Source organism: Pseudarthrobacter sp. DSP2-3-2b1, from assembly GCF_049895945.1.
Taxonomy (GTDB): Bacteria; Actinomycetota; Actinomycetes; order Actinomycetales; family Micrococcaceae; genus Arthrobacter.
In genome coordinates this window covers 1-25,874 of record NZ_JAFCTI010000022.1, presented here as the reverse complement: position 1 = coordinate 25,874, position 25,874 = coordinate 1, and the positions used below count along the sequence as shown (strand labels likewise).

General features: G+C 64.9%; 26 protein-coding genes and 1 pseudogene. 15 read left to right on the top strand and 12 right to left on the bottom strand.

The features are described 5' to 3' along the window. The first annotated feature begins 58 nt into the window (after positions 1 to 58). Positions 59 to 1,681, top strand: a complete 1,623-nt coding sequence (locus ACP7AX_RS18720; RefSeq protein WP_426228643.1) for an SLC13 family permease — start codon at positions 59 to 61, stop codon at positions 1,679 to 1,681. Positions 1,682 to 1,701: 20 nt separating this feature from the next. Here ACP7AX_RS18720 and ACP7AX_RS18715 read toward each other — a convergent pair whose 3' ends face one another. From ACP7AX_RS18715 to ACP7AX_RS18695, 5 genes are all read right to left on the bottom strand, one after another. After that, complete coding sequence (locus ACP7AX_RS18715) at positions 1,702 to 2,850, bottom strand: glycerate kinase (protein WP_426228641.1); 1,149 nt, start codon at positions 2,848 to 2,850, stop codon at positions 1,702 to 1,704. A 1-nt stretch (position 2,851) separates the two neighbouring features. Further along, the gene (gene dctA, locus ACP7AX_RS18710; protein ID WP_426228639.1) at positions 2,852 to 4,348 is read right to left on the bottom strand and encodes a C4-dicarboxylate transporter DctA; all 1,497 of its coding nucleotides are present in this window, start codon (positions 4,346 to 4,348) and stop codon (positions 2,852 to 2,854) included. Positions 4,349 to 4,453: 105 nt separating this feature from the next. Beyond that, positions 4,454 to 5,551 (bottom strand): tartrate dehydrogenase, encoded by a 1,098-nt coding sequence (locus tag ACP7AX_RS18705; protein ID WP_131684292.1) that lies wholly within the window; start codon positions 5,549 to 5,551, stop codon positions 4,454 to 4,456. Between the two features lie 131 nt (positions 5,552 to 5,682). After that, positions 5,683 to 6,579: a LysR substrate-binding domain-containing protein gene (locus ACP7AX_RS18700; RefSeq protein WP_131684293.1), complete on the bottom strand. Its 897-nt coding sequence runs from the start codon at positions 6,577 to 6,579 to the stop codon at positions 5,683 to 5,685. Between the two features lie 155 nt (positions 6,580 to 6,734). Beyond that, on the bottom strand, positions 6,735 to 7,919 hold the full coding sequence (locus ACP7AX_RS18695) for an ABC transporter substrate-binding protein (protein ID WP_131684294.1): 1,185 nt from the start codon (positions 7,917 to 7,919) through the stop codon (positions 6,735 to 6,737). A 171-nt stretch (positions 7,920 to 8,090) separates the two neighbouring features. Between ACP7AX_RS18695 and ACP7AX_RS18690 the strand changes: the two genes are divergently transcribed. From ACP7AX_RS18690 to ACP7AX_RS18680, 3 genes are all read left to right on the top strand, one after another. Then, positions 8,091 to 8,909, top strand: coding sequence for a Cof-type HAD-IIB family hydrolase (locus ACP7AX_RS18690; RefSeq protein ID WP_131684295.1), 819 nt, complete (start codon positions 8,091 to 8,093; stop codon positions 8,907 to 8,909). A 130-nt stretch (positions 8,910 to 9,039) separates the two neighbouring features. Then, positions 9,040 to 9,288 carry a hypothetical protein gene (locus ACP7AX_RS18685; RefSeq protein ID WP_426228636.1) on the top strand — a complete coding sequence of 83 codons (249 nt, stop codon included), beginning with the start codon at positions 9,040 to 9,042 and terminating at the stop codon, positions 9,286 to 9,288. Between the two features lie 26 nt (positions 9,289 to 9,314). Further along, positions 9,315 to 10,118: a glycerophosphodiester phosphodiesterase gene (locus ACP7AX_RS18680; RefSeq protein WP_426228634.1), complete on the top strand. Its 804-nt coding sequence runs from the start codon at positions 9,315 to 9,317 to the stop codon at positions 10,116 to 10,118. A 21-nt stretch (positions 10,119 to 10,139) separates the two neighbouring features. On the opposite strand, the gene ACP7AX_RS18675 is transcribed toward ACP7AX_RS18680, so the two are convergent. After that, positions 10,140 to 10,367, bottom strand: coding sequence for a hypothetical protein (locus ACP7AX_RS18675; RefSeq protein WP_426228632.1), 228 nt, complete (start codon positions 10,365 to 10,367; stop codon positions 10,140 to 10,142). Between the two features lie 160 nt (positions 10,368 to 10,527). Between ACP7AX_RS18675 and ACP7AX_RS18670 the strand changes: the two genes are divergently transcribed. Further along, positions 10,528 to 10,779 (top strand): DUF6480 family protein, encoded by a 252-nt coding sequence (locus tag ACP7AX_RS18670; protein WP_426228630.1) that lies wholly within the window; start codon positions 10,528 to 10,530, stop codon positions 10,777 to 10,779. A gap of 48 nt (positions 10,780 to 10,827) precedes the next feature. Here ACP7AX_RS18670 and ACP7AX_RS18665 read toward each other — a convergent pair whose 3' ends face one another. From ACP7AX_RS18665 to ACP7AX_RS18655, 3 genes are all read right to left on the bottom strand, one after another. Continuing rightward, the gene (locus ACP7AX_RS18665) at positions 10,828 to 11,907 is read right to left on the bottom strand and encodes an EAL domain-containing protein (RefSeq protein WP_426228628.1); all 1,080 of its coding nucleotides are present in this window, start codon (positions 11,905 to 11,907) and stop codon (positions 10,828 to 10,830) included. Between the two features lie 182 nt (positions 11,908 to 12,089). Next, complete coding sequence (locus tag ACP7AX_RS18660; RefSeq protein WP_426228626.1) at positions 12,090 to 13,619, bottom strand: putative bifunctional diguanylate cyclase/phosphodiesterase; 1,530 nt, start codon at positions 13,617 to 13,619, stop codon at positions 12,090 to 12,092. Positions 13,620 to 13,674: 55 nt separating this feature from the next. Continuing rightward, positions 13,675 to 15,327: an ATP-binding protein gene (locus tag ACP7AX_RS18655; RefSeq protein ID WP_426228624.1), complete on the bottom strand. Its 1,653-nt coding sequence runs from the start codon at positions 15,325 to 15,327 to the stop codon at positions 13,675 to 13,677. Between the two features lie 105 nt (positions 15,328 to 15,432). Here ACP7AX_RS18655 and ACP7AX_RS18650 point away from each other — a divergent pair, with 105 nt between their 5' ends. From ACP7AX_RS18650 to ACP7AX_RS18630, 5 genes are all read left to right on the top strand, one after another. After that, complete coding sequence (locus ACP7AX_RS18650; protein WP_131684302.1) at positions 15,433 to 15,819, top strand: STAS/SEC14 domain-containing protein; 387 nt, start codon at positions 15,433 to 15,435, stop codon at positions 15,817 to 15,819. A 116-nt stretch (positions 15,820 to 15,935) separates the two neighbouring features. Next, complete coding sequence (locus ACP7AX_RS18645; RefSeq protein ID WP_426228622.1) at positions 15,936 to 16,745, top strand: class I SAM-dependent methyltransferase; 810 nt, start codon at positions 15,936 to 15,938, stop codon at positions 16,743 to 16,745. Positions 16,746 to 16,889: 144 nt separating this feature from the next. Beyond that, entirely contained in the window at positions 16,890 to 17,033 is a 144-nt protein-coding gene (locus ACP7AX_RS18640) for a hypothetical protein (protein ID WP_426228620.1), read from the top strand. Between the two features lie 86 nt (positions 17,034 to 17,119). Next, the gene (locus tag ACP7AX_RS18635) at positions 17,120 to 17,536 is read left to right on the top strand and encodes a hypothetical protein (RefSeq protein WP_131684303.1); all 417 of its coding nucleotides are present in this window, start codon (positions 17,120 to 17,122) and stop codon (positions 17,534 to 17,536) included. 96 nt (positions 17,537 to 17,632) lie between these two features. Next, the gene (locus ACP7AX_RS18630; RefSeq protein ID WP_426228618.1) at positions 17,633 to 18,757 is read left to right on the top strand and encodes a glycerate kinase; all 1,125 of its coding nucleotides are present in this window, start codon (positions 17,633 to 17,635) and stop codon (positions 18,755 to 18,757) included. Positions 18,758 to 18,925: 168 nt separating this feature from the next. On the opposite strand, the pseudogene ACP7AX_RS18625 reads toward ACP7AX_RS18630, so the two are convergent. Both ACP7AX_RS18625 and ACP7AX_RS18620 read right to left on the bottom strand, forming a co-directional pair. Beyond that, positions 18,926 to 19,486: pseudogene (locus ACP7AX_RS18625) on the bottom strand (DUF6766 family protein); the annotation flags it as partial. A 62-nt stretch (positions 19,487 to 19,548) separates the two neighbouring features. Then, entirely contained in the window at positions 19,549 to 20,043 is a 495-nt protein-coding gene (locus ACP7AX_RS18620) for a DUF6328 family protein (protein ID WP_426228616.1), read from the bottom strand. A 208-nt stretch (positions 20,044 to 20,251) separates the two neighbouring features. Here ACP7AX_RS18620 and ACP7AX_RS18615 point away from each other — a divergent pair, with 208 nt between their 5' ends. The 4 genes from ACP7AX_RS18615 to ACP7AX_RS18600 all read left to right on the top strand — a co-directional run bounded on the left by ACP7AX_RS18615 (position 20,252) and on the right by ACP7AX_RS18600 (position 23,580). Continuing rightward, positions 20,252 to 21,151 (top strand): SDR family oxidoreductase, encoded by a 900-nt coding sequence (locus ACP7AX_RS18615; RefSeq protein ID WP_426228614.1) that lies wholly within the window; start codon positions 20,252 to 20,254, stop codon positions 21,149 to 21,151. 54 nt (positions 21,152 to 21,205) lie between these two features. Beyond that, positions 21,206 to 21,721 (top strand): hypothetical protein, encoded by a 516-nt coding sequence (locus ACP7AX_RS18610; RefSeq protein WP_426228612.1) that lies wholly within the window; start codon positions 21,206 to 21,208, stop codon positions 21,719 to 21,721. Between the two features lie 177 nt (positions 21,722 to 21,898). Continuing rightward, the gene (locus tag ACP7AX_RS18605) at positions 21,899 to 22,714 is read left to right on the top strand and encodes a GAF domain-containing protein (RefSeq protein WP_426228610.1); all 816 of its coding nucleotides are present in this window, start codon (positions 21,899 to 21,901) and stop codon (positions 22,712 to 22,714) included. Beyond that, positions 22,711 to 23,580 (top strand): SGNH/GDSL hydrolase family protein, encoded by an 870-nt coding sequence (locus tag ACP7AX_RS18600; RefSeq protein ID WP_426228608.1) that lies wholly within the window; start codon positions 22,711 to 22,713, stop codon positions 23,578 to 23,580. The genes ACP7AX_RS18605 and ACP7AX_RS18600 overlap by 4 nt, the downstream gene beginning before the upstream one ends. A 1-nt stretch (position 23,581) precedes the next feature. Here the strand turns inward: ACP7AX_RS18600 and ACP7AX_RS18595 are convergent, their stop codons facing one another. Then, the gene (locus ACP7AX_RS18595) at positions 23,582 to 24,934 is read right to left on the bottom strand and encodes a solute carrier family 23 protein (protein ID WP_131684311.1); all 1,353 of its coding nucleotides are present in this window, start codon (positions 24,932 to 24,934) and stop codon (positions 23,582 to 23,584) included. 226 nt (positions 24,935 to 25,160) lie between these two features. On the opposite strand from ACP7AX_RS18595, the gene ACP7AX_RS18590 reads away from it, so the two are divergent. After that, complete coding sequence (locus tag ACP7AX_RS18590; protein WP_131684312.1) at positions 25,161 to 25,766, top strand: malonic semialdehyde reductase; 606 nt, start codon at positions 25,161 to 25,163, stop codon at positions 25,764 to 25,766. Positions 25,767 to 25,874: the final 108 nt, after the last annotated feature.

The following is a 25,874-nucleotide window of genomic DNA, read 5'->3' as shown; positions in this document are numbered from 1 at the left end:
TGCCGGCAGGCACCCGCCCGGGGATAATCCGAAGTGGAAGCACTGAGGAAGGACAACTATGCCCAGGGAACTGCCCCCAGACCTGACGCGGCCGCCCGGACGGACTGACGTCCGGTCGGCCCTGCTGGGAGGGAAGACCTTTCGGAGCCTGAGCGAGCAGACGCTCTCTCCCCGGGAAGAGAGGTTCGAGCGGGCCCGGCAGACAATAGGTTTCTTTCTCGCCCCCGCCGTTGGATTGACGTTCGCACTGCTGCCCGTGCCTATGGACCGGAATCAGCAACTTCTGGCCGCGGTCCTGCTGGGTGTGATCATCCTGTGGATCTGTGAGCCGGTTCCCATCCCTGTGGGCGGCCTCCTGGGTGTGGCCGCCGTGGTTATCCTCGGTGTGGCGCCGGCCAGTCAGGTTCTCGCCCCGTTCGGGTCGACGACGATCTTCACGTTCATCGGTGCGTTCATTCTCGCCGCGGCGATGCTCAAACATGGCCTCGCGCGACGGCTGGCCTTCGCCGTGCTCTCCGTCCCCGGGGTTGCCGGATCCACCTACCGGGTCATCATCGCCTTTGGAGTCATCACGTGCCTCCTGTCTGCCTTTGTGTCTAACACCGCCACTGTGGCCATGCTGATGCCCACTGCCCTCGGAATCCTCGCCGTCATAGCCCAGCTGATGCAGGACCGGGGTATCGTCCGGGCTGACTTTGACCCGCTACGCCTGAGGGTAGGTACGGCGCTGATGTTGATGCTGGCGTACGGCGCCAGTGTCGGTGGGCTGTTGACGCCGGTGGGGTCTCCGCCCAACCTCATCGGCCGCGGCCTCATCGAAGAGGCCACCGGGGTACGCATTTCCTTTGCCCAGTGGACGGCAACCGCCGCTCCGCTCTGCCTGGCAATGTTCGTGGTCCTGGCGGTGATCATGTTCCTGCTCAACAAGCCCGAAGTCCGGCGGATCGAGGGGGTTGAGGAATATATCCGCGAGCAGAAGGCGGCCCACGGCAAAATCTCCAGGGCCGAAGTAAACACCCTGATTGCCTTCGGCGTCACGGTCAGCCTCTGGCTGCTGCCGGCCGCGGTCAGCCTGGTCTCCGGTACTGACTCCGCTGCCTACCTCTTCCTGGACGACCGGCTGGACGAGGGCATTGTGGCTGTGCTCGGGGCATCACTGCTGTTTATCCTGCCCACGAACTGGAAGGAGCGGCAGGCAACGCTCACGTGGTCTGATGCGGCGAAAATCGACTGGGGAACCATCCTGCTCTTCGGCACCGGCATCATCTTCGGATCGCTCCTTGAAAGCACGGGGCTGGCCGGGACCATTGGGGCCGCCGCGTCTCAGAACCTGGATATCACCAACATCGTTGCGATCACGGCGTTCTCAGCGGCTCTGGCCATCCTCATCTCCGAGACCACCAGCAACACCGCCTCCGCCGCCGTCGTGGTGCCCATCGTGATCCCGTTGTGCCAGGCGCTGGGGATTGATCCGTTTGTGCCTGCGCTGGCGGCGACCTTCGCGGCGTCCTTCGGCTTCATGCTTCCCGTGTCCACCCCGCAGAATGCGATTGTCTACGGTTCCGGGGCCGTTCCGATCACCAGGATGATCCGCACGGGGCTGGTCTTCGACATCCTCGGGGCCCTGCTGATCATCGGTATTGTCCCGGTGATGGTCGCTGTCACCGGCATCGGCCGGTAGTGGGTGCAGCGGCGACCGGCTTACAGGAGGCTTGCTCCGATATCCCGGCCGATCCGGCGGAGCAGGGCGCGGGAGAGTTCGGAATCCTTGGAGGAGTCCTGGTCGGTGTAATCGGCCAGGGTGTACACGCGGGTGAGGGACATTTCGGACCACCGCTCCTTGGCGAGGAGGGAACGGCCGGCGACGGCGATGATTGGCAGCGTGCCGGAACGGCGGGCGACGGCGGCGGGCAGCTTCCCGGCCAGGGTCTGTTCGTCGATGCTGCCTTCGCCGGTAATCACGATGTCGCAGTTGTCCTTGCGGGTGTTGAAGTCCAGCAGGTCCAGGAAATAATCGGCGCCGGAGACCTGCGTGGCACCCAGCAGCAGGCAGGCGTAGCCAATTCCGCCGGCACTGCCGGCACCTGCATGTTCCGCCAGTGAACCGGAAGCCGTAAAACCGGCCTCATCCATCTTGGCGACCAGATGGGCCAGGCCCGCCTCGAGTGCCGCGATGTCCCCGGGTCCGGCACCCTTCTGCGGTCCGAAGACCGTGGCCGCTCCCTGGGCTCCGAGCAGCGGGTTGTGGACGTCGCTGGCGATGACGAACTCCGTGTCGCTCAGTTCGGGCAGCGTACTCCGGTGGACGGTATGGATCCGGGCCAGGGCCCGGCCGTTGCCATGGAGCTGGCGGCCCTCGGCATCGCGGAAGCTGTAGCCCAGTGCGGTCAGCATCCCCATGCCTCCGTCGGTGCTGGCGCTGCCACCCAGCGCCAGGACGATCCTGGCCGGGTTGAGGCTGAGCGCGAACAGGATCGCCTCGCCGAAGCCGCGGCTTGAGGCGTCAAGCGCCTCCAGCCTGCCGTCCGGCAGCAGCCCGAGCCCGCAGGTGTTGGCCACCTCGACGACGGCGGTGACGCCGTCGAACGCGATGCTCGCCTGAACGGGCTGCCCGGTCGGTCCGGCCACCGTATAGGTGCGCCGGGCGAAGCCGGAGGCGACGGCGGCGTCCACGCTGCCGTCCCCTCCGTCCGCCAGCGGCAGGAGTTCGCAGTGCACCGTCCCCGTTCCGGACGCGGACCGCAGCCCAGCGGCCAGGGCATCCGCTACTTCGCCGGCGGTGAGGCTGCCTTTGAACTTATCGGGTGCGATGAGGGTCCGCACGGTTTTCAGGACGGCCGCGGTGGACATCTCAGTTGGTCTCCGAGTAGGCGGGGCGGCGGCCGGCAGGCGTGGCGGGACCGACGTCGGAAGCAGGGCCTACGTACGGGGCAGGTTCCGCGTGCGTGGCGCTGATTTCCTTCGGGGCGTGGTGCCCGTATCCGGTCAGATCGCCATCGATATCCGCCACCTCGTCGAGGTGGAGGGGGTCCTCCGCTGGCATCGGTTCGACTGTTTCACCGTTGAAGACCCGGCGGGCACGGTCGGCGTCCAGGGTGCGGTCCCACCAGGCGATGAAGAGCGTGGCAACGGCGTTGCCGGTGAAGTTCACCAGCGCCCGGCATTCGGACATGAATTTGTCGATGCCAAAGATGAGCATGATGCCGGCGGCGGGGATGGTGCCGATGGTGGTGAGCGTAGCGGTCAGGGCGATAAAACCGCCGCCTGCAACACCCGCAGCGCCCTTGGAAGTCAGGAGCATCACTGCCAGGAGGCCAAGCTGCTCGCCGAGGGTCAGGTCTGTATTGGTGGCCTGGGCGATGTAAAGGGCGGCCAGTGAAAGGTAGATGGCCGCGCCGTCAAGGTTGAAGCTGTAACCCGTGGGGACAACCAGTCCCACAGTCTCCTTCTTGACGCCGGCGTGCTCGAGCTTGCGCATCAGGCCCGGCAGGGCCGGTTCGGCGGTGGAGGTGCCCAGGATGAGCATGTATTCCTCTTTGAGGTGGCGGATCATCTTGAAGATGTTCAGCTTCAGGAAGGCCATGATGGAGCCGAGCACGATCACCACGAAGAGGATGGAGGTGATGTAGAAGAGGGCGATCAGTCCGCCCATGCTGGTCAGGGAGGAGACGCCGAACTTGCCCACGGCGTATGCCATGGCGCCGAAAGCGCCGATGGGAGCGGCCTTCATGATGAAGCCCAGGATCTTGAACATCACCCCGGTAAGGCGCTGCACGCCGTCCAGAACGGGCGCGCCCACCTTGCCCATGGCGTTCAGTGCGATGCCGAAGATGACGGCGATGAAAATGATCTGGAGGATGTTGCCTTCAGCGAAGGGGGCGACCATGCTTTCCGGGATGACTTTGGTCAGGAACTGCCACCACTCCTGGTTCGCCCCGGCGTCGATCAGCTTCGCGGCGGACTCGGAGGTTTCGATGCTGCCGGCGTCGGCGTTGACGCCATCACCCAAGCGGAAGACGTTGATGGCGACGAGGCCGAAAATCATTGCCAGGATGGTGCCTACCTGGAAGTAGGTCAGGGCCTTCAGGCCGGTCATTCCCACCTTCTTCAGGTCCGCAACGCTGGCGATGCCGCCAACGATGGTCAGGAAGACGATCGGGCCGATCAACATCTTCATCGCATCCACGAACGTGGTCCCGATGGGTTCCATGGCGATGCCGACACTTGGCGCGAGCCAGCCGACCAGGATGCCGACGACGATGGCGGTCAGTACCCAGAAATACAGTTGACGGTACAAGGGTGTTTTAGGTGCCCGCGTTGCCGCGCCGGCGGTGGTGATATGGTCCATGATTCCTACCTCGTTGTGGAACGTGACTGGAGGGTGCCTGATGGCACGGGGGAAGGTCCGACGGCGGCGGTAGACGCCGCCCGCCGTCGGACGTTGACTAAGGTGCTAGACGGCGGCCAGGGTGTGGGTGAGGGCCTTGATGATGGCTTCGGTGACGTCATCGGTGTTGGCTTCGCCGCCGACGTCGCGGGTCAGGTATCCGGCGGCGGTGGTCTGCTCGATGGCGGCCTCCACCAGACGGGCTTCCTCATGCAGCCCGAAGTGGTCCAGCATGAGGGCGGCGCTGGCGATAGCGCCGATCGGGTTGCTGATTCCCTTGCCGGCAATGTCCGGGGCGGAGCCATGGACCGGTTCAAACATGGACGGGAAGCGGCGCTCGGGGTTCAGATTGGCGCTGGCGGCGAGGCCGAGGCTGCCGGCAAGCGCGGAACCGAGGTCGGAGAGGATATCGGCGTTCAGGTTGGAAGCCACCACGACGGACAGTTCTTCAGGCTTGAGGATGAACTTCGCGCTCATCGCGTCCACCAGGACACTTTCAGTCTGCACGTCAGGGTAGTCCAGTGCCACGCGGTTGAAGACTTCGTCCCACAGAACCATGCCGTACTGCTGGGCGTTGGACTTGGTCACGGAAGAGACCTTCTTGACCGTACGGGTCCGGGCCAGGTCGAAGGCGAACCGCATGATGCGCTCGCAGCCCTTCTCGGTGAACAGGGCGGTCTGCAGGGCCACCTCGTTGCCGGGTCCACGGCCGCTCAGGTTGCGGCCGCCCAGGCCGGCGTACTCGCCTTCGCTGTTTTCCCGGACTACCACCCAGTCGAGCTCGGTGTTGTCAGCCTTGCGCAGCGGTGACTGGATGCCGGGGAGGAACTTCACCGGGCGGATGTTGGCCCACTGGTCAAAGTTCTGCGTGATGTTCAGGCGCAGACCCCAGAGGCTGATGTGGTCCGGAACGTTTTCCCAGCCGACCGCGCCGAAGTAGATCGCGTCGAAGTCCTTCAGGGTCTCAAGGCCCTTGGGGTCCATCATCTGGCCGGTCTTTGCGTAGTAGCCGCAGCCCCAGGGGAACTCGGTCCAGTCGAAGGCGAACTTGCCGCCGGAGTTCTCTGCCAGGGCGTCCAGGACGCGGCGGCCGGCGGAGACAACTTCCTTGCCCACGCCGTCGGCGGGGATGGAAGCGATGCTGAATTTCTGGGTGGCGCTCATGTGCCTACCTCCTCGTTGAGTGATGGCAGTGGACCCTGTTATCCGGGTCACACCGTTCTTCCTCTTCAAGTAGACGGTCCATGCCTATCCCGCGTCCAAGACCAAGATCCGATCCTGCAGATAGGTTCAGCCTATTGATCGGATCTGACCTGGTGGAGTTCTGCGACCTTCAGGAAGGCCCGGGCCGCAGGCGTCAGGTCCTCTTTCCGGCTCAGGATGGCCACATCGAGGTAGGAAACCGGCTCGATCAACAGGGTCCTGAGTCCTGACTTGTGCGCCAGGGGCGCCCATGAGGAGGGCAGCACTGCGTGACCCACGCCGGCCAGCACCAGCGGCAGGATGGAGGTCCGGTGCGCCACCTCGGCCACGATTTCGACGTCGACGCCGTGGGCCAGTGCGTCGTCGACGAGCCAGCGCATCAGGGATCCGCGCTGGCTGGCGATGAGCCGGTGGCCGCCCAGGTCCTCCCGCTGGATGGCCGTTCCGGGGTTGAACGTATCGGCCTGGGGATTCACTATCAGGATTAAGGGCTGCCGTTCGAGCTCCAGGACCTGAACGCCTGCGACCCTGATGGGAGTGGGGGATCCGGCCAGGCCGATCTCGGTGCTGCCGCTGCGCACGGATTCGATGACTTCCTCCGGCGTGAAGGCAGCCACCACGTTTAGCCGGACCGACGGATGCATCCGGGCGAACCCCGCAATCATGGAGGTCAGCGGTTCAATGCCGGGTGAGGGCATGGTGATGATGTCCAGTCTGCCGCTGCGGATGCCTTGCAGGGCCTGCACTGCCGACTGTGCTGCATCGAGGTCACGCATGACCAGCCGTGCAGGGCCGACGAGTTCCTTGCCTGCCTCGCTGAGGACCGCCCGCCGTCCGATCCGGTGGAAGAGCGGGACGCCAAGCTCCTTCTCCAGCCCGGCGATGGTCTGCGAAAGGGAAGGCTGCGCGATGAGAAGGTGCTCCGCAGCGCGGCTGAAGCCGCCGTGGTCCACCACGGCCAGGAAGTATTTCAGCTTTCGTGTATCCACGCCATGCCCTTCGCGGATCTGGTCCCATATGTATCGCGCGTGCTTGGCCGCGCAGAGATACATAGCCTACGCCTATCAGCAGTAAGGGCTTCCCTCCGGTCCGGAGGGAAGCCCTTACTTTGGAACTGTTGGTGGATACGGCCACCGCCGGGCCGCTACTCCTTGCCCAGCCCCGCAGCCGAGGTCTTGTCCCCGGTGACCTCATTGAGTGCGGCGAGATCGAAGATTCCGTTAATATCGGCCTGCTTTGTGGTGCCGGCCTCGACGCCGTCCTTCAACAGCTTGGGGTAGGTCCCGGCGAGCGGGTCCACCGTGAAGACGATGTTTTTCAGGGACCTGTCAATGACGTCGGCCTTCAGCTCCGCGCCCGCTGCTTCCTTCAGGGCTGCGTTGATGACCGTGGCTTTTTCGCCGGCCGGTGCGCCATTGAGCCACTCCACGGACTTCACGTGGCCCTTGAGCAGCGCCTTGATGGTGTCCGGGTGTTCGGCGGCGAACTTCTGGTTCACGATCAGGATGGTGGTGGGGAACTCGCCGGCCTTGCCGGAGAGGGAACCGTCCCAAAGGTCCTTTTCATCCACCAGTACCTTGGCGCCGGCAGTCAGCACCAGGCGGGAGGCCCACGGCTCAGGCAGCCACGCGCCGTCGAGCTTTCCGTCCTGGAAGAGTTTCAGCGTCTGGGCGTTTTCGGTGGGGTTGATGGCGACGTCGCCGCTGCCGTCCACATTGGTCTTATAGCCCTGCGTGGACAGCCAGGCGCGGAGTGCCACGTCCTGGGTGCCGCCGAGCTGGGGCGTTGCGAGGGTCTTGCCCTTGAGGTCTGCCGCCGACGTGATTTCCGGCTTCACCACCAGCTGGGCACCGCCTGCTGCGGCACCGGCGATGATGTTCACCGATTCGCCGGCGCTCTTGACGAAGGAGTTGATCGCCGGGTTCGGACCGATGTAGGTGGCGTCGATGGCGCCGGCGTTCAGGGCCTCGATCGCTGCAGGTCCGGCGTTGAAGACCTGGGTGCTGAGCTTGGTCTCGCCCAGTTCCCCGGCGATGTAGCCCTGGCTGACACCAACCAGCGCCGGCGCGTGGGTCACGTTTCCGAAGTAGCCGAGCTTGAGCTCCGCTGCGGGGTTGCCCGCCGGCGCCGCGACTGAGGCGGGGGAGGTGCCCGCGTTGTTGGCGGAGACGGCAGAAGCCACCGCAACGCCGCCGCCCACCAGGGCAACGAGCCCGGCGATAACGCCGATCTTCAGGCCGAGCGGACGCTTCGGCGTGGCGGACTGGCCGGCCACGATGCGGGTGGACGCCTGTTGGTTCTGCGGACTTTTGTCCTGGGGAGTTGTCATGGGATTTCCTTTGCTGGCGGAGATGCTGGTGATGAGATTACGGAGCGCCCCGCGGTGCCACAACGGTTCCTGACGCGGACGTTAACCGGACGTAGCGAAGGCTCAACATGACGTAGCGCAGCGTTAAGAAACGTCGCGGGGCGTCGCGAAGAACCCACGTAGACTGGCAGCATGCGGCTGGTAGCAAGTGACATTGACGGAACGATTCTTGGGCACGACGGAAAGATCAGCGACCGCACCGTCCGCGCCTTCCATGCGTGCCGCGAAGCCGGCATTGAGCTCGTTTTTGTCACCGGCCGCCCGCCCCGCTGGCTCCACCCGCTCGAGGAGCAGCTCGGCCACACCGGCACCGTGATCTGTTCCAACGGCGCCGTGGTGTGGGATCTTGAGGAAGACAGACTTGTCTCGGCGCGGACACTGAGCGTTGAGGCGATAATGGAAATCCGGCAGATCATCAAGAGCGTCCGCCCTGCCGCACTCTTCGCAGCCGAAACGCTCAGCGGCTTCCACCTGGAGCCGGGCTTCATCGAAAATGGCTCTGGCGAGCTGCTGGAAGAGTTTACCCCCGCCGCACTGGCCGAGACGCTGACCACGGACGACGCCGTCGTGAAGTTCCTGGCCATCGTCAGGGAAGGCACCCCGGATGACTTCCTCGCAGCGGTGCGTCCCGCCGTCGGGCATCTCGCGTTCGCTACCCACTCAGCCCCCAGCGTGGCCATGCTTGAGCTGTCCTTCCCAGGCGTCAACAAGGCCGTTACCCTGGCCGAATACGCAGGATCCCTGGGGATCGACGCCGCCGACGTCGTGGCGTTCGGGGACATGCCCAACGACGTCGAGATGCTGCGCTGGGCCGGCCACGGCTATGCCATGGCCAGCGGCCACCCGGAAGCCATCCGCGCCGCCGGGCAACAGGCGCCGCACTTCGACGACGACGGTGTGGCCCAGGTTCTCGAGGCAAAGCTCGCGGCGCTGGGTGTAAAGCTGGCCTGATCCGGCTCGGGGGCCAGCGCTCCTGCCGCCGATTCCTGATGCCCAAAATTCACAGCCCGCGCTCACCTGCCGTTCATCTTTGCCCACTAGCGTGATCCTTGGATGCACATCCATCGCTTGAGGGGAAGTCATGGCAAGGAACGGGAACCAACGCGCCACCGAGGTGCCGCTGCGTGCGGCAGAACCGGCGGAGCACTGGAAAGCACTCAAAGAAGGCGACCGCGTGCGCGTCCGCCTCACCCCGGGTTTCGAAACAGGCGGCCTCGTGGACGCCATCACCTGGGACCACACGGCCGTGTGGGTCGATCTCGACGGCGGCGGGGGCCGCACCCTGCTGCATTGCAGCGACGGCGTGGAGATTGTGCCGCAGGAGAACTAGCCTTGCGGCTCGGGTACGCTCACAACGTGACCTTGCCCTTCTTCGAGCGTTCCCCGGACGATGCTCCTGCCGGGCCCATCGCCATGGCCCACCGCGGCTTCTCGCGTGAGGGGCTGGAAAACTCGATGGCAGCGTTCCGCGCCGCCGTCGAACTCGGCTACCGGCACCTCGAAACTGACGTCCACACCACAGCGGACGGTGTGCTGGTGCTGTTCCACGACGACACCCTGGACCGGGTCACCGACAGCCGCGGGAAGATCTCCGAACTGACCGCTGCCGATGTGGCCGCCGCCCGGATCGGCGGTCGGGAACCGGTGCCGCTGTTCGATGAATTGCTGACCGAGTTCCCTGACGTCCGGCTGAATCTGGACGTCAAGGACTGGAATTCCGTGCAGAGCCTGGCCGCCGGCATTGAACGGCACAGCGCCCATGACCGCGTCCTGGTGGCCAGCTTTTCGGACCGCCGACGCCGGGCGGTGCTGAAGCTGCTGAGCCGGCCGGTAGCGTCGTCGGCAGGCCGGATGACCATCTCGCTGTTCGTCCTGCTGGGCCCGCTGCTTCCGGTTTCCTTGCTGCGCTTCGTACTGCGCGGCCCGTTGCGCGACGTCCAGGCGCTTCAGGTTCCCGTCCGCTACGGTGCCATCCGGGTGGTGACCCCGGGTTCAGTCCGGCGCGCCCACACCCTCGGGCTGGTGGTCCACGTGTGGACAATCAACGAGTCCGCCGAGATGCACCGGCTGCTGGACCTCGGCGTGGATGGGATCGTGACGGACCGTGCGGATCTGCTGACACGGGTATTGCAGGAACGCGGCGGGTGGCTCCGGGACTGATCCGGGACCCTCATGAAGTGGTCAGCTGTGGCCGAGATTGATTGACGGGTCCTCGTCATCCTCGCCCGGCGCCTTCTCCTTTTCCGCTTCCATGGCGTTTGAGCCCTCGCTGATGGAGGAGTGGACTTCAACGTCGCTGTTCGGGTCCGTTGGCTCCGGAACGTGCGTGCCTTCCGTGGGCGAGGACGTGCCCGCCAGATCCTCCATGGCGTTTTCCGCGGCCTTGCCAATGCTGTCTCCAATGCCCATCTGACTGCTCCTTAGTGACGATGCTCCTCAGTGACGATGCGCGCCGGCCAACTGCTCTCCAGTGCGCCGGACGCTACCTGTCCAGAATTATCAGCATGCTTACAATTAGTCCAGAGCTGCGGAAGAAGCCGCATCCAAATTGAGGAGAGGAAGCCGCACCATGAGCAGTTACCATCCGGAGAATGACCCCGCGAACCCCGATCAGCCGGGGCAGGAATCCGGGCGCGAGCATTCAGCGCGCGGGGAGTCAGCGGCGGAGTCCCAGCAGCCGGAGAAAGACTCTGCAGCCTCGGCAAATCCCGACCCCGCGGAAGGGAACATCACTGGCCTGGAGCCGGGCGGGGGAGTTCCGCCGGGCGAAACCCCGCCCGCCGAGGATCAGATGAGCGGCGACCAAGGACATAGCGAGTAGCCTGATTCGCACAGAAAACGTCAGGTGCTGTGCACGGAAAACGTCGGGTCAGTGCCGGTCAGGCCCGCTGGACCCGTGGACCGCGTGGGTGGCTTCGGCGGCGTTCCTGCCCTCGGCACTGGTGTGCCGCAGCCCTTCGGCATCGAGCGGGGTGTTCCAGGCGGCCCAGTCCTTGGGCCGGACGGAGGGCCGTCCGAGCAAATAGCCTTGGCCGGCGCTGAAGCCCAGCTCGGTAAGGACCCGGAGTTCCTCGGCCGTTTCCACGCCCTCTGCCACCAGGACCGAGCCGATCTGCTCAGCGAAGTCCACCATGCATGCGGCCAGCGCCTGCTGGGAGGGGTCCTGGTCCACTCCGCTGATCATGTTCCTGCCGAGTTTGATGAAGTCGGGACGTAAATGCAGCATGCGGCTCAGCGTGCCGGCATTGGGGTGGGAATCGTCAATTGCTATGCGCAGCCCGCGGTCACGAAGGGGCGTAATGGCGGCAATAAAATGCGAGTATTCCTCATCCGAAATTCCGTCCGTCAATTCGAGGACGATGCGGCTAATTGGCAGCTCGATGTGATCGAACAATTCAGGCAGCCGAGGATCGAGGCATGATTTCGGCGAGATGTTGAGGGCAACGTAAAGACGCTCCGGGAGTGAGGCCGCAGCGGCCGCAGCTGATGCCAGCGCCGAGAATTCGAGGTTGGCGCCCAGGCCTACGGCTGCAGCTTCGGCAAACCAGAGCTCCGCTCCGGCACCGTCATCGCTGACAAACCGCGATAGCGCCTCAACACCGACGACGCTCCTGGACCCAAGTCCGTAAATTGGCTGGAACGCGGTCATCAGCATCTGCTTTTCCAGCAGCGCACTGATCCGGGACAGGCTTCGCAGTGAGTCCAACCGCTCAGCCAGCAGCGGTGGCATGGCATTCAGCGGCTGAAGCGAGCGGGCGGCGTCGGGATTTCCCCCGTTTGCGCTGTCCTGTTGGCGCCGTTCCAGAAGGTATTCCAGCAACGCGCGCTCGGGCACGCCCGGATTTTCGCCCAGGCTGTCGCTCAGCCGTTGCCGCACTGCTGCTCCGGCGGGATCGGAATCCGCCAGGACAGCAGCAATAATTCCCCATGCTTGCACCCGAACAGTCATTAGCGACGCCCCCAACTGACGAAGTAATGGCCCGCTGGCCCTTTTGTTTTCAAGTTTCAGACGCTTTCGAAATTCCGTAGTGCTGATGTATGCCGTTCTTCCTGCCCGCGAAGAATCGGGTGCCGCAAGTTGATCGTATATCGGCACGAACCAAAGTGCAGCCCCTAAATCGTCAACCGGTATTACTTTTCAGCCGGTGTCCCGCCCAGCAACTCCGGTATATTCTCCGGCGGGACCGGTTTGCTGAAGAAGTATCCCTGCGCGCTGAGGCAGCCGAGGCTTCTGAGGTGCTCGGCCTGTTCGGCTGTCTCCACGCCCTCCCACACAGCTTCCAGGCCGCAGGCGCGCACCAGTTGGAGGACTGCAGCCACCAGCGGCGGCTGGCTGGGGTCGGTGCCGAGGCCAACAATCAGCGAGCGGTCCACCTTGACCCGGTCCACGGGGAGCCGGCGGAGGTAGCTGATGGAGGAGTAGCCCGTGCCGAAGTCATCGATCTCAATTCCCACGCCCAGTCCGCGCAGCCCGCCCAATGAATACCGGTCCAGCTCGTTGCCTTTGACGATGGCCACTTCAGTCAACTCGAGGACAACCTGTTCCGGCCGTACCCCGGTGTCCTTCAGGACGCCGCGGACGTCCTCGATAAACTGCAGGCTCTGCAGGTCTGTTGCGGAGATGTTGATGCGGACGGAGAAGCGGCTGTCCACCACGCCGGCGTCAATCCACGTGCGCAGCTGGCCAACAGCGGTGGTCAGTACCCACAGGCCCAGCTCGGAGATGAGCCCGGCGTCTTCGGCCAGCGGAATGAATTCGTCAGGCATGATCAGGCCGCGCGAGGGGTGGTTCCACCGGACCAGGGCTTCCACGCCCTCGATCCGTCCAGTGTCCAGCTCCACCACCGGCTGGTAGTGCAGGATCAGACCCTCGCCCTTGATGGCGGCCCGGAGATCGTCCAGCAGCTGGCTGCGGAGCCGGCGGACCAGGAGGAGCCCGGGTTCGAATACATGGAGCCGGTTCTGTCCCTCGGCTTTGGAGGCGTACATGGCGACGTCGGCCTCCATCATGAGGTCCTCCGGTGTCCGCCGTGCTTCCCCGATACTGAGTCCCATGCTCGCCCCGCAGCGGATGGTGCGGTCCGGCAGGTCGATCGGCTCCTTCAGCGCCGCCAGGATCCGTTGGGCAACAATGGCGGCCTGGTCCACGCTCGTGGCCGGCATGACGATGGCGAATTCGTCACCTCCCAGCCTGCCCACAACGTCTGTGGCGCGGACTGCGGTGCGGATGCGCTCCGCAACGGTGATCAGCACTTCGTCGCCTGCCGCGTGGCCGAGGGTGTCGTTGATGGATTTGAAGGCATCCAGGTCAAGGAGCAGGACGACGGGCTGGGTTGGGAGTTCGTTGTCTTCGTCCCGTGAAGACTTGAGGGCCGCGAGGAGCGCAGACCGGTTGGCAAGGCCGGTCAGGGGATCCTGCATGGCCATCTTCTGCATTTCACGGTGGGCCTCGTGCAGCAGTTGCGTCCGGACCTCCACCCGCTGCTCAAGTTCCTCGTAGATGATCTGCAGGTCTTCGGCCAGGAGGTTGGTGCCCATGATGATGGCGTCGAGTTCGTCCCGGGCCGGTGATACTTCTATCCGTGATTGGAGGTCTCCGGAGGCAAGCCGGACAATACCGTCCAGCAGCTGGGACAGCCTGGGGTCGTCGTCGCTGAACATTGAGGCCTCCTTCCGGGGTTTCAGGGATCCTGCATGGTGTACGGGCCGGAGCTGGTCAAGGAACCTGTACGGCGTGGCCTTCGAGGGGGAGGCTGACGCTGACAGTGGTCCCCGCACCAAGTTCCGAGGCGACGTCGATCCGGCCACCGTGGCGTTTGACGATGTCCTGGGTAATGGCAAGTCCAAGGCCTGTCCCCGGGACGGCCCCGGACATGGCGTTGGAGGCGCGGTAGAAACGGGTGAAAATATGGGTTAGTTCGTCCTGGGAAATTCCCATCCCGGTGTCCGAAACACTGACAGTTGCCTGGCGCGCGCCGTCGGCGTCCGCGTGCAAAGCGGTGCCGACGTCAATCCGGCCACCTCCCGGCGTGAACTTGATGGCGTTGGAGACCAGGTTGGTGAAGACCTGCTGCAGCTGCACCTCGTCAGCCAGGATTTCGGGGTCTTCGGGGGCGGGCGCGACGGCGATGGTGACGTTCTGCAGCTTGGCCAGCGGCCTGAGGGCGGCCGTCACAATCTCCAGTGTCCGCGTCAGCCGGACCGGTGTCAGGTGCAGCGGACTCTCTTCGTGGCCGTTGCGGGAGACACTGAGCATGTCCTCGACAAGCAGGCGCAGCCGTTCGGTGTTCCTGACCACGATGTCCAGCATCTGGTGGACCTCGTGGGAGACGGGATCGGAGGTGTTCTCCTGGATCATGTCCAGGTACGCCATGATCGAGGTCAGCGGAGTGCGGAGTTCATGGTTGACGGTGGCCAGGAAGTCGGTTTTGGCCTTGTCCAGTTCCTGGAGCTGCTTGACCACCTGCTGCTGGCTGGTGATCAGGTGGCTTTGGATCAGGCCGTGGGCCGCATTGCCGGCCACATGCTGGATCAGTCCCAGTTCGGCCCGGGACCAATCCCTTGGCGAGTCCATCAGGGCTATCCAGATGATCCCCAGGGATGAATTGCCTTCCCCCATCGGGACGGTAACCGACGCCGTGGCGCCGAGGGCGGTGAGTTCGGCAGGCAGCGCGACATCGCCGGGCCCGGGCAGGTGGGCGCCCTCCACGGTCAAGGTTTCAGCCCGCGTCCACAGGAAATCCGCGGCCCGCTGGGCAGACCCCTCATCACTGAACAGGCCGTCCGGCAGCGGTGCCAGCCTGTGCCGGTGCCACTGGGCCGTAATCGGTGGTACCCGCTCGTCGTCGAACGTTGTCAGCCAGACACGGTCGGCGCTGAAGGTTTCCCCAAACCCCTTCACCACGAGGTCGGCGATCTCCTGGGGATCGTTGGTGCCGCGGACCGCAGCTGAGACCTGCCGCAGTCTTTCACGCAGCGTTTCTGCCTCCTGGCGGGCCTCGTTCCGCCGCGAAACCAGGTTGATGAGCGCCGTGGCGCGGTGGACGAGCTCCTTGGCCGCGGGCGGTTTGGCGATGCAGTCACGGACTCCAGCGTGCTCCACGGCCTTCACCTCGGCCGGGCTGTCGAGGTCCACGAGCACCAGCGCCGGGGCCGCGGCCTCGATGTCCGCGAGGGAGCTGTCCAGAACCAGGACGGAGGGCGAGGAACTGTCAAGAAGGGCCGACAGGCCCGCAGAGTTCGCCGTGGCGCTGACGGTGAAGCCCGCCGATTCCAGGGCTGTCGAGCTCGATTGCCGCCGCCCGGCGTCGGGGTCGGCAACGACTGCCAGGTACGGCACCGTTGCGACATGTGGAGTGTCCCCTGGCAACCTGTCCCCTTTGTGCGCTGAATTAGCACCAGTTCACTGGTGAATGAGTACATTGTAGGGGGACGGCGCTCAGCAATTCCTTATAAATGTGTGTGGAGGGTAATCGTGACGAATCAGCCGGCAGGTGGTGTCAAGGCGGATCTGGGGCTGGATGGGCAGGGCGTTGTCCAGCTGACGTGGCAGCGCGGCGTGTCCATCTCCGAAGCCGACGCCGAGGCCGCCATGCGCGGCGTGAATGAGCTGTGTGGCACCGGCAGGCATCCCATGCTGGTGGATATGGCAAGCACGGCGCAGGTCAGCAGGGGAGCGCGCGCGGTTTTTGGCCGCCCCTGCCAGGCATCCCGCATTGCGCTGCTGGGAGCGTCGCCCGTTGATAAAGTGCTGGCCAACTTCATCCTGGGCATTAATAAACTGCCGTGCCCCACCCGGTTCTTCACCGCGCGGGACGAAGCGATGGCGTGGCTGCTGAAGGAACAGGTGGCTGCGGCCTGAGAACGAGCGTCCGGAGTGGCATTTGGCCGAACCTGAGAACCCGGCCGCCGGACCTGCGCGCCAACGAACAGCCCGGCGGAAACCTTCTGGCGGCGTTCCGGGCCTATATTTGAACGGTGTCCTCCCCAGCTGCATCAGTGCGCTCCGCCCTGCGGAAGTACCTGATCCTCCCCAAGCTCATCAGCCTGTCCCGGGCTGCCCCCAAGGACAGGGCTGTGGCCTGGGACCGTTACTGGGCCGGCATCGCCAAGACCGGGGCGCGGAGCGAGGTGCTGTGGGACTCCGGCACCGACCATGAGGTACTGGGTTACCGTGAGGTCCTGGAGCGCCATTTTGATCCCGGCCTTCCGGTGGTGGATGTGGGCTGTGGCCACGGCGGCTTCAGCCGGGCGCTTGCGGGGTTTTATCCGCAGGTTCTCGGCGTTGATGTATCCGCGCACGCAGTGGCCCGCGCCCGCGACGAAGCCGCGGGCATGGACAACGTCAGTTACCTGGCGCGAGACATGACGGAGCCGGGGGCAGGTACCGGGCTCCGGGAGCCGGGGGACGTCAACGTCTTTATCCGCGGCGTGCTCCACGTCCTTGACCGGGCGGACCAGGCGGCGCTGATGGAGAACGTGCTGGAGTTGGTGGGCGAGCAGGGCACGGTCTTCCTGGCGGAAACGAACTTTCAGGGAAACCCGGTGGAGTATGTTTCGCACCTCGGCGCATCCCGGGGGAACATTCCGGCGCCCCTGGAACTTGCCATCAGGAAACTGCCCATGCCGGGGCGCTTTGGACCGGAGGAGCTCGCCCGCGTACTGCCGGCCGAAAGGTGGACCCTGCTGGAGGACGGCACCGCAACGATTGAGACGAACCCGATGACCGAGGCCTCGGGCGACAGCCTGGTGCCGGGGTACTTCGCGGTTTTGCGCAAACGGCAGTAATTTCCGCCGGCCGGCCGCGTTTTCCGCACGTTTTCCGCAGGATTGGTGCTGCCCCTCTCCTGGCTCTTGACACAAAGCCGGCTTGGACGGGTACTTATAAGTACCCTTACTAACTTTGGCGATTGCGGAAAGGACTCGAAATCCGTGGCTGGGAATCAGAGCCAGCCACAGGAGTTGCGGGGAGCGGTCCAGGCCACGCCGCTGCGGCTCACATCACCCACCAGAACATGCAGCGGCGGCCAGTCCGCCAACTTCCGGCTCGAGAACCAGGGCCGCGAGGGGGACTAACTCCGCTGCCGAACCCTCCGGCAAGGGCCGGCGACCGGACGAATCGTGAGCCGCTCAGCGACGGGGGACGAGCAACAGGAACGATCATGCTTGAACTGCCAGCCACCGGTTCCCTCCGCGGAATGCTGCTGCCACCCACCTATGGCACACATGTCACGCAATCGGCCGAATTCACCGTCCTGTCCGTCGAGATCTGGGACACCGGACTGGTGGTGAACATCCACCTGGCATCAAAGGACGGCGCGCCGCCGAATATCATGGTCCAGGACCACTTCGGCACAGAGTACTCGCTGCAGGACTCCGCCACCGTGGGTTCACGCAACCTGCAAGTGTTCACCCCTTCCGTTCCGGACGGGACCAGGAGCCTGACTATCAGGTCGAAGGATGACGCCGAAGCCCGCCCGGTGGTGACGTTTGCCGTCCCGGCGCTCGTCGGGCGCGCCGCCGAAGAGCAGCGCACCGTCCCCTTCCCTGCACCCTCCCGGCTGCGCAGGCCGGCCTGAAGCCCCGCCAGCCGAAGATCCGCTGTCTGCCCAGCCGTACGTCCGCATTACGGATCGGCAAGCGCTTTCCCGCGGGTGAATGGCATGATGGACGGCATGCGCATTCTCATCGCTCCGGACAAATTCAAGGGCTCGCTCACCGCTGCCGAGGCCGCCGCCGCCATCGCCGAGGGTGCCCTGCGCGTCTACCCGGACGCCGTCGCCACACAGTTCCCCATTGCCGATGGCGGTGAAGGAACCCTGGAGGCAGCTGTGTCCGCGGGTTACGAGGAGCGGCTCAACGCCGTCGTGGGTCCCATCCTCGCCCCGGTGGGGGCCGCTTGGGCCATCCGGAAGAATTCCGACGCCGGTGCTACCGCCGTCCTTGAGACGGCGCAGGCCTCAGGCCTGGCTGAGATGGAGCCCAACCCGGCGAACGCGCTGCGGGCCCACAGCTACGGCTGCGGCCAGCTGATCGCGGCAGCCCTCGACGCCGGGGCCACCGAGATCGTGCTGGGGCTCGGCGGCTCGGCAATGACCGACGGCGGCAGCGGCGCCTTGCGCGCGCTGGGGCTCAAACCACTCGACGCCGCCGGAAACGTGGTTCCGCTGGGCGGCGGGTCCCTCGCCGACATCGTTGCCCTTGACATGTCGGGGCTGGATCCGCGGCTGTCCGCCGTAACTTTCAGGATCGCGGTGGACGTCCAGAATCCGCTGTACGGCCCCACGGGAGCTGCCCACGTTTTTGGTCCCCAGAAGGGGGCAGATGAGGATGCAACGGAACTGCTCGACGCCGGGCTCCGCAACTGGGCCTCGGTCCTGCGCGAGTCCACGGGCCGGGACGTCAACGTACCGGGAGCCGGTGCGGCGGGCGGCTTCCCGGCGTCGTTCCTTGCCTTCACCAATGCCACGCTGGAAGGCGGATTTGCGCTGGTGGCCGGACTGACCGGCCTCGCCGGCCAACTGGAAAACGCCGATCTGGTCATCACCGGCGAAGGGTCCATGGACTCGCAGTCGTTGACCGGAAAGGCGCCCATCGCGCTCGCTGATGCCGCCCGTGAGCGGGGCATCCCGGTGATTGTGGTGGCCGGCCGGATCCTGGTCACGCCGGAGGAGCTGGCGGAGCATGGCGTAGTGGCAGCCGCCCAACTGCTGGATGTCGCCCCAAGCGTGGAAGACGCCGTCGCAAACGCCGCAAAGTACGTGGCGTGGGCTACCACCCAGGTCCTGGAAGGCGCGTAACGCACCAGTTGGTTGTTGCGGCACCAACGGGTGGGGCACCGGCACCGGCACCGGCAGGTGCGGGCTCAGGCGCCGGTTTCGTAATGCGGCTCGGCCACCGGCTTGGACTCGGGGGGAGCCCTTTTCGCGGAGATAGACGGACGCGCCCACCAGGACGGCGACGGCTAGGAACTCGCTTTGCCAGTTCTGGAAGGATTCGAACCAGAACTGGCTGGTTCCCATGAACTCAAGGACGCTGACCGTGGCTTCGCCGTGGCTCTGCTGTTCCTCGTTGTACGCTGCAGACCCGCCCCAGGCGTGCATGCTGAACGAGGCGAGGAAGAGCAGGAACAGCAGCAGGGACAATGAGTGCTCGTACAGTTTGAGCACCATGCCGCCCCGCTTCACCGGCCAAGGCGTGGCGGCCTTGATGGTTGCGTTCCGGGGGTCCTCGTCCTGCGGGGCTTCTTTGCCCATCGGCTTGGATTCGGATGAGCCCTTCTGGAACAGGAAAACGGTCAGAACGACGTACATCGCCATCTGCAGGAACTCGGATTCCCAGTTCTCAAACGTCGCTTCCACAAAATTGCCGGTGGACAGATATTCCAGCACGCTGACGCCGGGTTGGCCGTGGGCTGCCTGCTCCTCGCTGTAGGCCGCAGCCCCGGACAGGATCATTCCCACAAAAAACGCCAGGAACAACCCGGCGTTGACCAGCAGCAGCCCGTGTTCCTTGGCCCATTTACGCATATCCGCTCTTTCGTTAGGTCCCAGCTGCCTTCTTGAAATACCCTGCCCGGCCTGACTGCGTATCATTCGGTGGCGGCGCGCTTGTTGAGCCGTATGGGAACAAGAACGAGGAGCACGAGAAGAACGGCCAGCAGGACGCCTCCTGCCGTCAGACCGGCCGCCCGGCCTATGGTCACATCAAAAACCAGCGCCGCGGTTCCCACGCTCAGCATTCCCACGCCGCCTAAAGCCAGCTTGGTGATGGAATCGGCGCTGGACACCAGGGTGGCTTTGAGCCGCTGGCGGAACAGCCTCCGGTGGACGCTCACCGGGAGGAGGATCAGGGCGGTGGTCAGGGAGGCAATCACTACGTTGACCAGGTACAGGCCCACCTGGAAATCATCGAGGGTCTCGAAGCGCTCTTGGAACGGAAGCGTCAGCAGGAAGCCGGCAAGGATCTGGACGCCGGTCTGCAGTACCCGGAGCTCCTGCAGCAGCTCGGCCCAGTTCCTGTCCAGCTGCTCCTCCCGGGTTTCATTCCGGCCGGTCTTGCCTGTGAAGTCCTCCACATCGGACATGGCTTCCCCTCCCGCGGTGCCCGTTATTGGCCGGCTGGCCCATGACGGGTGCTCCAAAACTAGGCCGAAGTTGCGCCGCGATCAACTTTTGATAAGTTTACTGATTATTCTTCCCGCGATGGTGGACTTGCTCCGCCCGGCGGGATAGTTTCGAAGGGCCGGAAAAGTCCGGGGTGCCCTTGGAAAACCGATATTGGACAGGCGGACGATGAGCGACACCGAGAAGCAGACGGACCAGCCCACAGACCCGAGGGGCGGCTACCACGCGGGGCCGTTCCCTAAGCAGGAACAGCAGCAGCCGGGCCTTACCGCGCCGATGGACCCCAAACCGGACCACGGCGAACTCAGCTACGAAGGCAACGGTCAGCTGCAGGGCAAGGCTGCCCTGATTACCGGCGGGGACTCAGGGATTGGCAAGGCCACCGCCATCGCCTTCGCCCGCGAGGGGGCCGACGTCGCAATTTCCTACCTTCCCGAAGAGGAAGAAGACGCCCAGGATACGGCTGACTGGATCCGCAAAGCAGGCAGGCGGGTTCTCCTGCTCGCCGGGGACGGGCGTGAAGAGGAGTTCAGTACCAGAATCGTGGCGGATGCGGCGGCCGAGTTTGGCCGGTTGGACGTGGTGGTGCTGAACGCGGCCTACCAGAAGAACCGGGACAGTTTCGAGTCGCTCCCCACCGAGGAATTCGACCGCGTGTTCAAGACCAACCTCTACTCCCTGCTGTGGACGGCGCGGGCCGCGGTGCCGCACCTGGCAGCCGGGTCCTCGATCATCACTACGGCCTCGATCCAGGCGTTCAACCCCTCGCCCGAGCTGATCGATTACGCCATGACCAAAGCAGCGCAAGTTGCCTTCACCAAGGCTCTTGCCCAGGAGTTGGGACCGAAGGGGATCCGCGTCAACGCGGTGGCACCGGGCCCCATCTGGACCCCCCTTATCCCCGCCACCGAATGGCCGGACAAGCTTCCCACCTTCGGGCAGGACACGCCTCTGCAGCGGGCAGGCCAGCCGGCCGAGCTCGCGGCGGCCTACGTGCTGTTGGCCTCGGACCAGGGATCGTATATTTCCGGAGCGGTGCTGCCTGTTACGGGCGGCAAGGGCCTCTAGCGGGCCACAAGATTTGCAGAGCCAGATTCATCCACATCCACAACAGGAGGAAACGTGAGTCAGAACAGTCAGGGCACCACGCCGGAAGAAGAAGCCGGTGGCTACGGCACGCCCACGGCCGAGCAGGAGATGGGCGGTGCAGGCGGCAAGCAGTTCGCCCAGCCCCGGGAGGAAGAGGACTTTGACGCGGCAGGCCTGAACCAGGACAGCCCCGACGGCGAAACGTTCGCTACGGGCACCCCGAACCTCAGCCACTTCGACGAAGAGGACAAGGACAGTGCCGGCGAGCCCGGCGCCGGCCGGTTCGGCGGGACTGAGGACCAGCTTCACGCCGAGGCTGACACCAATGATCCGGGTTTTGAAACGGGGGAGCCGCCTGTTCCGCGCGACGCGGAGGTGCCCTCCGCCGAAGCCGAAATTGACGAATCGAACGCGGATTCGCAGGGCTCCGAGCCCTTCTCCTCGGAGCCGGGCCAGGAGGCGTCCGGGTTGCCGGACGGCAGCGGCAACGACCTTCCCGCGGAGAAGTCACCGAAGGACGACGACGAGGAAAGCTTCAGCGCCGGGTGACCGGTGGGTGCCGCGGGCAGACCCATATTCCCGCAGTGTGAAAGGGTGCCGTCCGGCGTCGTGCCGGGCGGCACCCTTCTCCGTCCATCTGCCGTACTTTCGCCCATCCTGACCGATACAGACGTATCCTAGGAAGAGGTTTTGCAGTGGGCCACGTTCCGAACCAAGGCGTGGATCATGGCCGCGGAGACTCCGGCGCAACCGGCCTGGGAATCACTTCCCGATCCCCAGGATGTGGTGTTCGACAGCAAGGACGTAGAGACTTTCCTTGCTGAAGTAACCCATGAGTTCATGCGCGGCATCGACGGCGATCACCGCGGCATCAGCTGGGCCGCCACATACTTCCGCCACGGGTCTGCCCACACCGTTGCTGCCGGCAGCGCCGTGGCACTGGCCGCGGACCAGGAGCAGTGCTCCTTCGAGGACGGGCCCGTGCTGGAGGCCTTGCGTTCTGGAGAGTTTGTTCACCTCGCCGATGTTGCCCGTGACCGCCGTTGGCCAGGATACGCCAGCGCGGCCGCCGATCACGGCGTCAGATCCTTGCTGTCCATGCCGATCGTGTCCGCGGCCGCTTCAAGTGCCGCGATCAACCTTTACGCTTCCACCCCGCACGCCTTCACCAGCGAGGACATCGTCAAAACCCTGGCCTACGCGCGGGAGGTGGCCAGGGCGCTGCGGGTTGTGCTGCGTGTGGCCGAACGCGCGGAAGCCAGCGCAGAACGGGCCGTAGCCGAAAGCTCCATGGTCCTCATGGACGTTGCCGTCAGTACGCTGATGTCCGACTACGGGCTGGACCACGTCGTTGCCCTGCAGTACCTCCGGACCGTTGCCAGGCATAACCACCAGGGACTTCGTGAGGCCGCGATGAACATCGTGGCGGCCTCGCGGGACGACTCGACTACGCCTGACCGGGAAACCACCGATTTCCGTGGACTTGTTTCAGTTGAATCACCGGCCCTCAAGGGACCCCACACAACAGGGAGCACGCCATGAATGCCTGGAAGGAAAACCCGGTAACCCCGGAGGCCTCCGCTGATTCTGCACCTCATCCTTGGCACCGGCTGGTTGCTTTAGGCGACTCATTCACTGAGGGGATCGGTGATCCCGAGCCCCTCAGCGGGGGTGGTTACAGGGGCTGGGCAGACCGGGTTGCAGAAGAACTGAGCGGCAACCAGCCGGATTTTGCGTACGCCAACCTGGCCGTCCGGGGGCGGCTGGTTCGGCAGATCCTCGATGAACAGCTCAGCCCGGCCCTGGACCTGAAACCCGATCTTGTTACTCTCTCGGCGGGCGGCAACGACATCGTTTTCCGGCGCAGCGATCCTGACCGCCTTGCCGAGAGAATCGATATCGGGGTGGAGCAACTGACCCGTTCCGGAGCCACCGTGGTCCTTTTTGCCGGCCCGGACTGGGGGGCGACGCCAATCTTCAGCCAGATCCGCGGGAAAGTGGCCATCTTCAACGAGAACCTGCATACCGTGGCTGCCCGCCACGACGCGGTGATGGTTGACCTGTGGTTCCTGCGCGAACTCTCGGACCCGGGCATGTGGGATCCGGACCGGCTGCATTTCTCGCCGCTTGGCCATCACACCATCGCGGCGGCAGTACTGAACAGCCTCGGCGTTCCACACACCCTGGTGCCCCAGCAGCCTAAGCGGATGGCTCCACGGAGCTGGCGCCAGGCCCGCACCGAGGACCTGACCTGGGCGCGCGAGTACCTGGTCCCCTGGGCGTTACGGCAACTCAAGCTGCACCCGGAAGACGAGAGCCTACTGGTGCCCAAACGCCCGGAACCGCGGCCCGTCTTTGGCCGCGGCGGACCAGCCGCGCAACAGCTCAGCGGCGGCCACGCGGCCTGACTCAGCGCTTTTTCGGCGCGCGCTTCTGCGCGGCATTGACGGCGGCTTTCACCGCGGGCGGAAGGCCGGCCACCTCGGTTTCGGGTTCCGCCACAGTGCCGCGGGCCTTGGCGATGGCTTTCATGCCGTGGTAGATCACCAGGGCGGCGGTGGAGCCCAATGCGATGCCGGTAAAGGTCAGATCGCCAATGGCCCACGTGTAATCGGCAATGCCGATGATCAGCGCGACGGCGGCCGTGGTCAGGTTGATGGGGTTGGAGAAGTTCACCTTGTTCTGGACCCAGATCTTGACGCCCAGAACGCCGATCATGCCGTACAGCATGGTGGCGGCGCCGCCCAGAACACCGGGTGGGACGGTGGCAATCAGTTCGCCGAATTTCGGTGAGAAGCTCAGCACAATGGCGAACACGCCGGCAACCCAGTACGCCGCCGTCGAGTACACCTTCGTGGCTGCCATCACGCCAATGTTTTCGGCGTAGGTGGTGGTGCCGGAGCCGCCGCCGATGCCGGCCAGCACGGTCGCGGCGCCGTCGGCCATCAGCGCGCGGCCGGAGACGCCGTCGAGGTTCTGGCCGGTCATGGCCGCCACTGACTTGACGTGCCCGATGTTCTCGGCCACGAGGACCAGCACCACCGGGATGAAGAGGCCGAGCACACCCACGTGGAACTCAGGGGTTTGGAAGTGCGGGAGGCCGATCCACGCAGCCGCCTCCATCTTTTCGTAACTCACTTCGCCGCGGAGCATGGCCACGAGGTACCCCACCACCACACCCACCAGAATGCTCAAGCGGCCGATGATGCCGCGGAACAGGACGCTGACCAGGATGATCGTGGCGAGCGTAATAACGGCGGTGATCGGGGCGGCGTCGAAGTTCTGCTTCGCGGCGGGGGCGAGGTTCAACCCGATCAACGCCACGATGGCGCCGGTGACGATCGGCGGCATCAGCCGGTTGATCCATTCTGCGCCGAATTTCTGCACAATGGCGCCGATGAGGGCAAGTACGACGCCGGCCAGCACCACTCCGCCCAGCGCCCCCGGGACGCCGAACTGCTGCTGGGACGCCATGATGGGTGCGATGAACGCGAAGCTGGAGCCCAGGTAGCTGGGGACACGGCCCTTGGTGATCACCAGGAACAGCAGGGTGCCGATGCCCGAAAAGAACAGGGTGGTGGCCGGCGGCATCCCGGTGATGATGGGGACCAGGAAGGTGGCGCCGAACATGGCCACCACGTGCTGCATGCCAACGCCGATGGTCAGCGGCCAGGCCAGCCGCTCGTCCGGGGCAACCACGTGCCCCGGCTTGATCGATTTGCCGTTGCCGTGGAGCTTCCATTTCATTCCGAGCATGCTCATGGACAGGGGCCTTTCAGGGGGGTGCCGCGACGGGCCGGGATCTTCCGCTGCAACAATACCGCGCCGCCCCGTCTACCGGGGACCTTTAACAGCGCAGCAAAGCGCCGTCCAGTGCGCAACGTCACGTGCCGTCATGGGAAGAAGACAGGAACACTTGAAGTTGCAACTATGGAACGGGGAACAGACAGCCGCTAAACAGGCGCGCTGCGCAGCGAAAGGTACGTCAATGACCATTGCCCACGAAGAAGCAGTTATCAACCCGGCCGCAGTCGACGCGATCTTTGCCGAAGCACGTACCGCCAACTCCTTCACCGGCGAGGTGACCGAGGACCAGGCCCGCGCCATCTACGAGCTCACCAAGTTCGGCCCCACGGCTTTCAACTCCCAGCCCCTCCGCGTCACCTACGTCCGCTCAGACCAGGCCCGCGCCACGCTCGTTGACACGCTGGCCAACGGAAACAAGGCCAAGACCGCCTCGGCTCCGCTGGTTGCCGTCCTCAGCTACGACACCGCCTGGGCCGAGCAGTGGGACACCTTCCTGCCGGAGTACAACGCCCCGAAGGCCATGTACGACGCCGCACCGGACCTGGCCGCCGCCACCGGCAACAACAACGCCCACCTGCAGGCCGGCTACTTCATCATTGCCGTCCGCTCGCTGGGCCTCGCCGCCGGCCCCATGACCGGAGCCGATTTCAGCGCCATCGACGCAGCCTTCTTCCCCGCGGGTGATCAGAAGAGCTTCCTCGTGGTCAACATCGGCCAGCCCGCGGAAGATGCCTGGGGCGCAGCAAAGCCCAAGTTCAGCTACGAGGACGTTGTCCGCACCGTCTGACCCTCTCTCACTTACTGCACGTTTAACAGCAACGCTCGAAAGTTGTCAAGCTGTGTGGAGTCACTGGGCTAGTTTTTGGGGTGGTGCGGTTTCGGGCAGGTTGATCCC

Coding starts and splice junctions, on each gene's coding strand:
- ACP7AX_RS18720 (WP_426228643.1), top strand. CDS start 59: ATGCCCAGGGAACTGCCCCCAGACCTGACGCGGCCGCCCGGACGGACT.
- ACP7AX_RS18715 (WP_426228641.1), bottom strand. CDS start 2,850: ATGTCCACCGCGGCCGTCCTGAAAACCGTGCGGACCCTCATCGCACCC.
- dctA (WP_426228639.1), bottom strand. CDS start 4,348: ATGGACCATATCACCACCGCCGGCGCGGCAACGCGGGCACCTAAAACA.
- ACP7AX_RS18705 (WP_131684292.1), bottom strand. CDS start 5,551: ATGAGCGCCACCCAGAAATTCAGCATCGCTTCCATCCCCGCCGACGGC.
- ACP7AX_RS18695 (WP_131684294.1), bottom strand. CDS start 7,919: ATGACAACTCCCCAGGACAAAAGTCCGCAGAACCAACAGGCGTCCACC.
- ACP7AX_RS18690 (WP_131684295.1), top strand. CDS start 8,091: ATGCGGCTGGTAGCAAGTGACATTGACGGAACGATTCTTGGGCACGAC.
- ACP7AX_RS18685 (WP_426228636.1), top strand. CDS start 9,040: ATGGCAAGGAACGGGAACCAACGCGCCACCGAGGTGCCGCTGCGTGCG.
- ACP7AX_RS18675 (WP_426228632.1), bottom strand. CDS start 10,367: ATGGGCATTGGAGACAGCATTGGCAAGGCCGCGGAAAACGCCATGGAG.
- ACP7AX_RS18670 (WP_426228630.1), top strand. CDS start 10,528: ATGAGCAGTTACCATCCGGAGAATGACCCCGCGAACCCCGATCAGCCG.
- ACP7AX_RS18665 (WP_426228628.1), bottom strand. CDS start 11,907: ATGACTGTTCGGGTGCAAGCATGGGGAATTATTGCTGCTGTCCTGGCG.
- ACP7AX_RS18660 (WP_426228626.1), bottom strand. CDS start 13,619: ATGTTCAGCGACGACGACCCCAGGCTGTCCCAGCTGCTGGACGGTATT.
- ACP7AX_RS18635 (WP_131684303.1), top strand. CDS start 17,120: ATGCTTGAACTGCCAGCCACCGGTTCCCTCCGCGGAATGCTGCTGCCA.
- ACP7AX_RS18630 (WP_426228618.1), top strand. CDS start 17,633: ATGCGCATTCTCATCGCTCCGGACAAATTCAAGGGCTCGCTCACCGCT.
- ACP7AX_RS18620 (WP_426228616.1), bottom strand. CDS start 20,043: ATGTCCGATGTGGAGGACTTCACAGGCAAGACCGGCCGGAATGAAACC.
- ACP7AX_RS18615 (WP_426228614.1), top strand. CDS start 20,252: ATGAGCGACACCGAGAAGCAGACGGACCAGCCCACAGACCCGAGGGGC.
- ACP7AX_RS18605 (WP_426228610.1), top strand. CDS start 21,899: ATGGCCGCGGAGACTCCGGCGCAACCGGCCTGGGAATCACTTCCCGAT.
- ACP7AX_RS18600 (WP_426228608.1), top strand. CDS start 22,711: ATGAATGCCTGGAAGGAAAACCCGGTAACCCCGGAGGCCTCCGCTGAT.
- ACP7AX_RS18595 (WP_131684311.1), bottom strand. CDS start 24,934: ATGAGCATGCTCGGAATGAAATGGAAGCTCCACGGCAACGGCAAATCG.
- ACP7AX_RS18590 (WP_131684312.1), top strand. CDS start 25,161: ATGACCATTGCCCACGAAGAAGCAGTTATCAACCCGGCCGCAGTCGAC.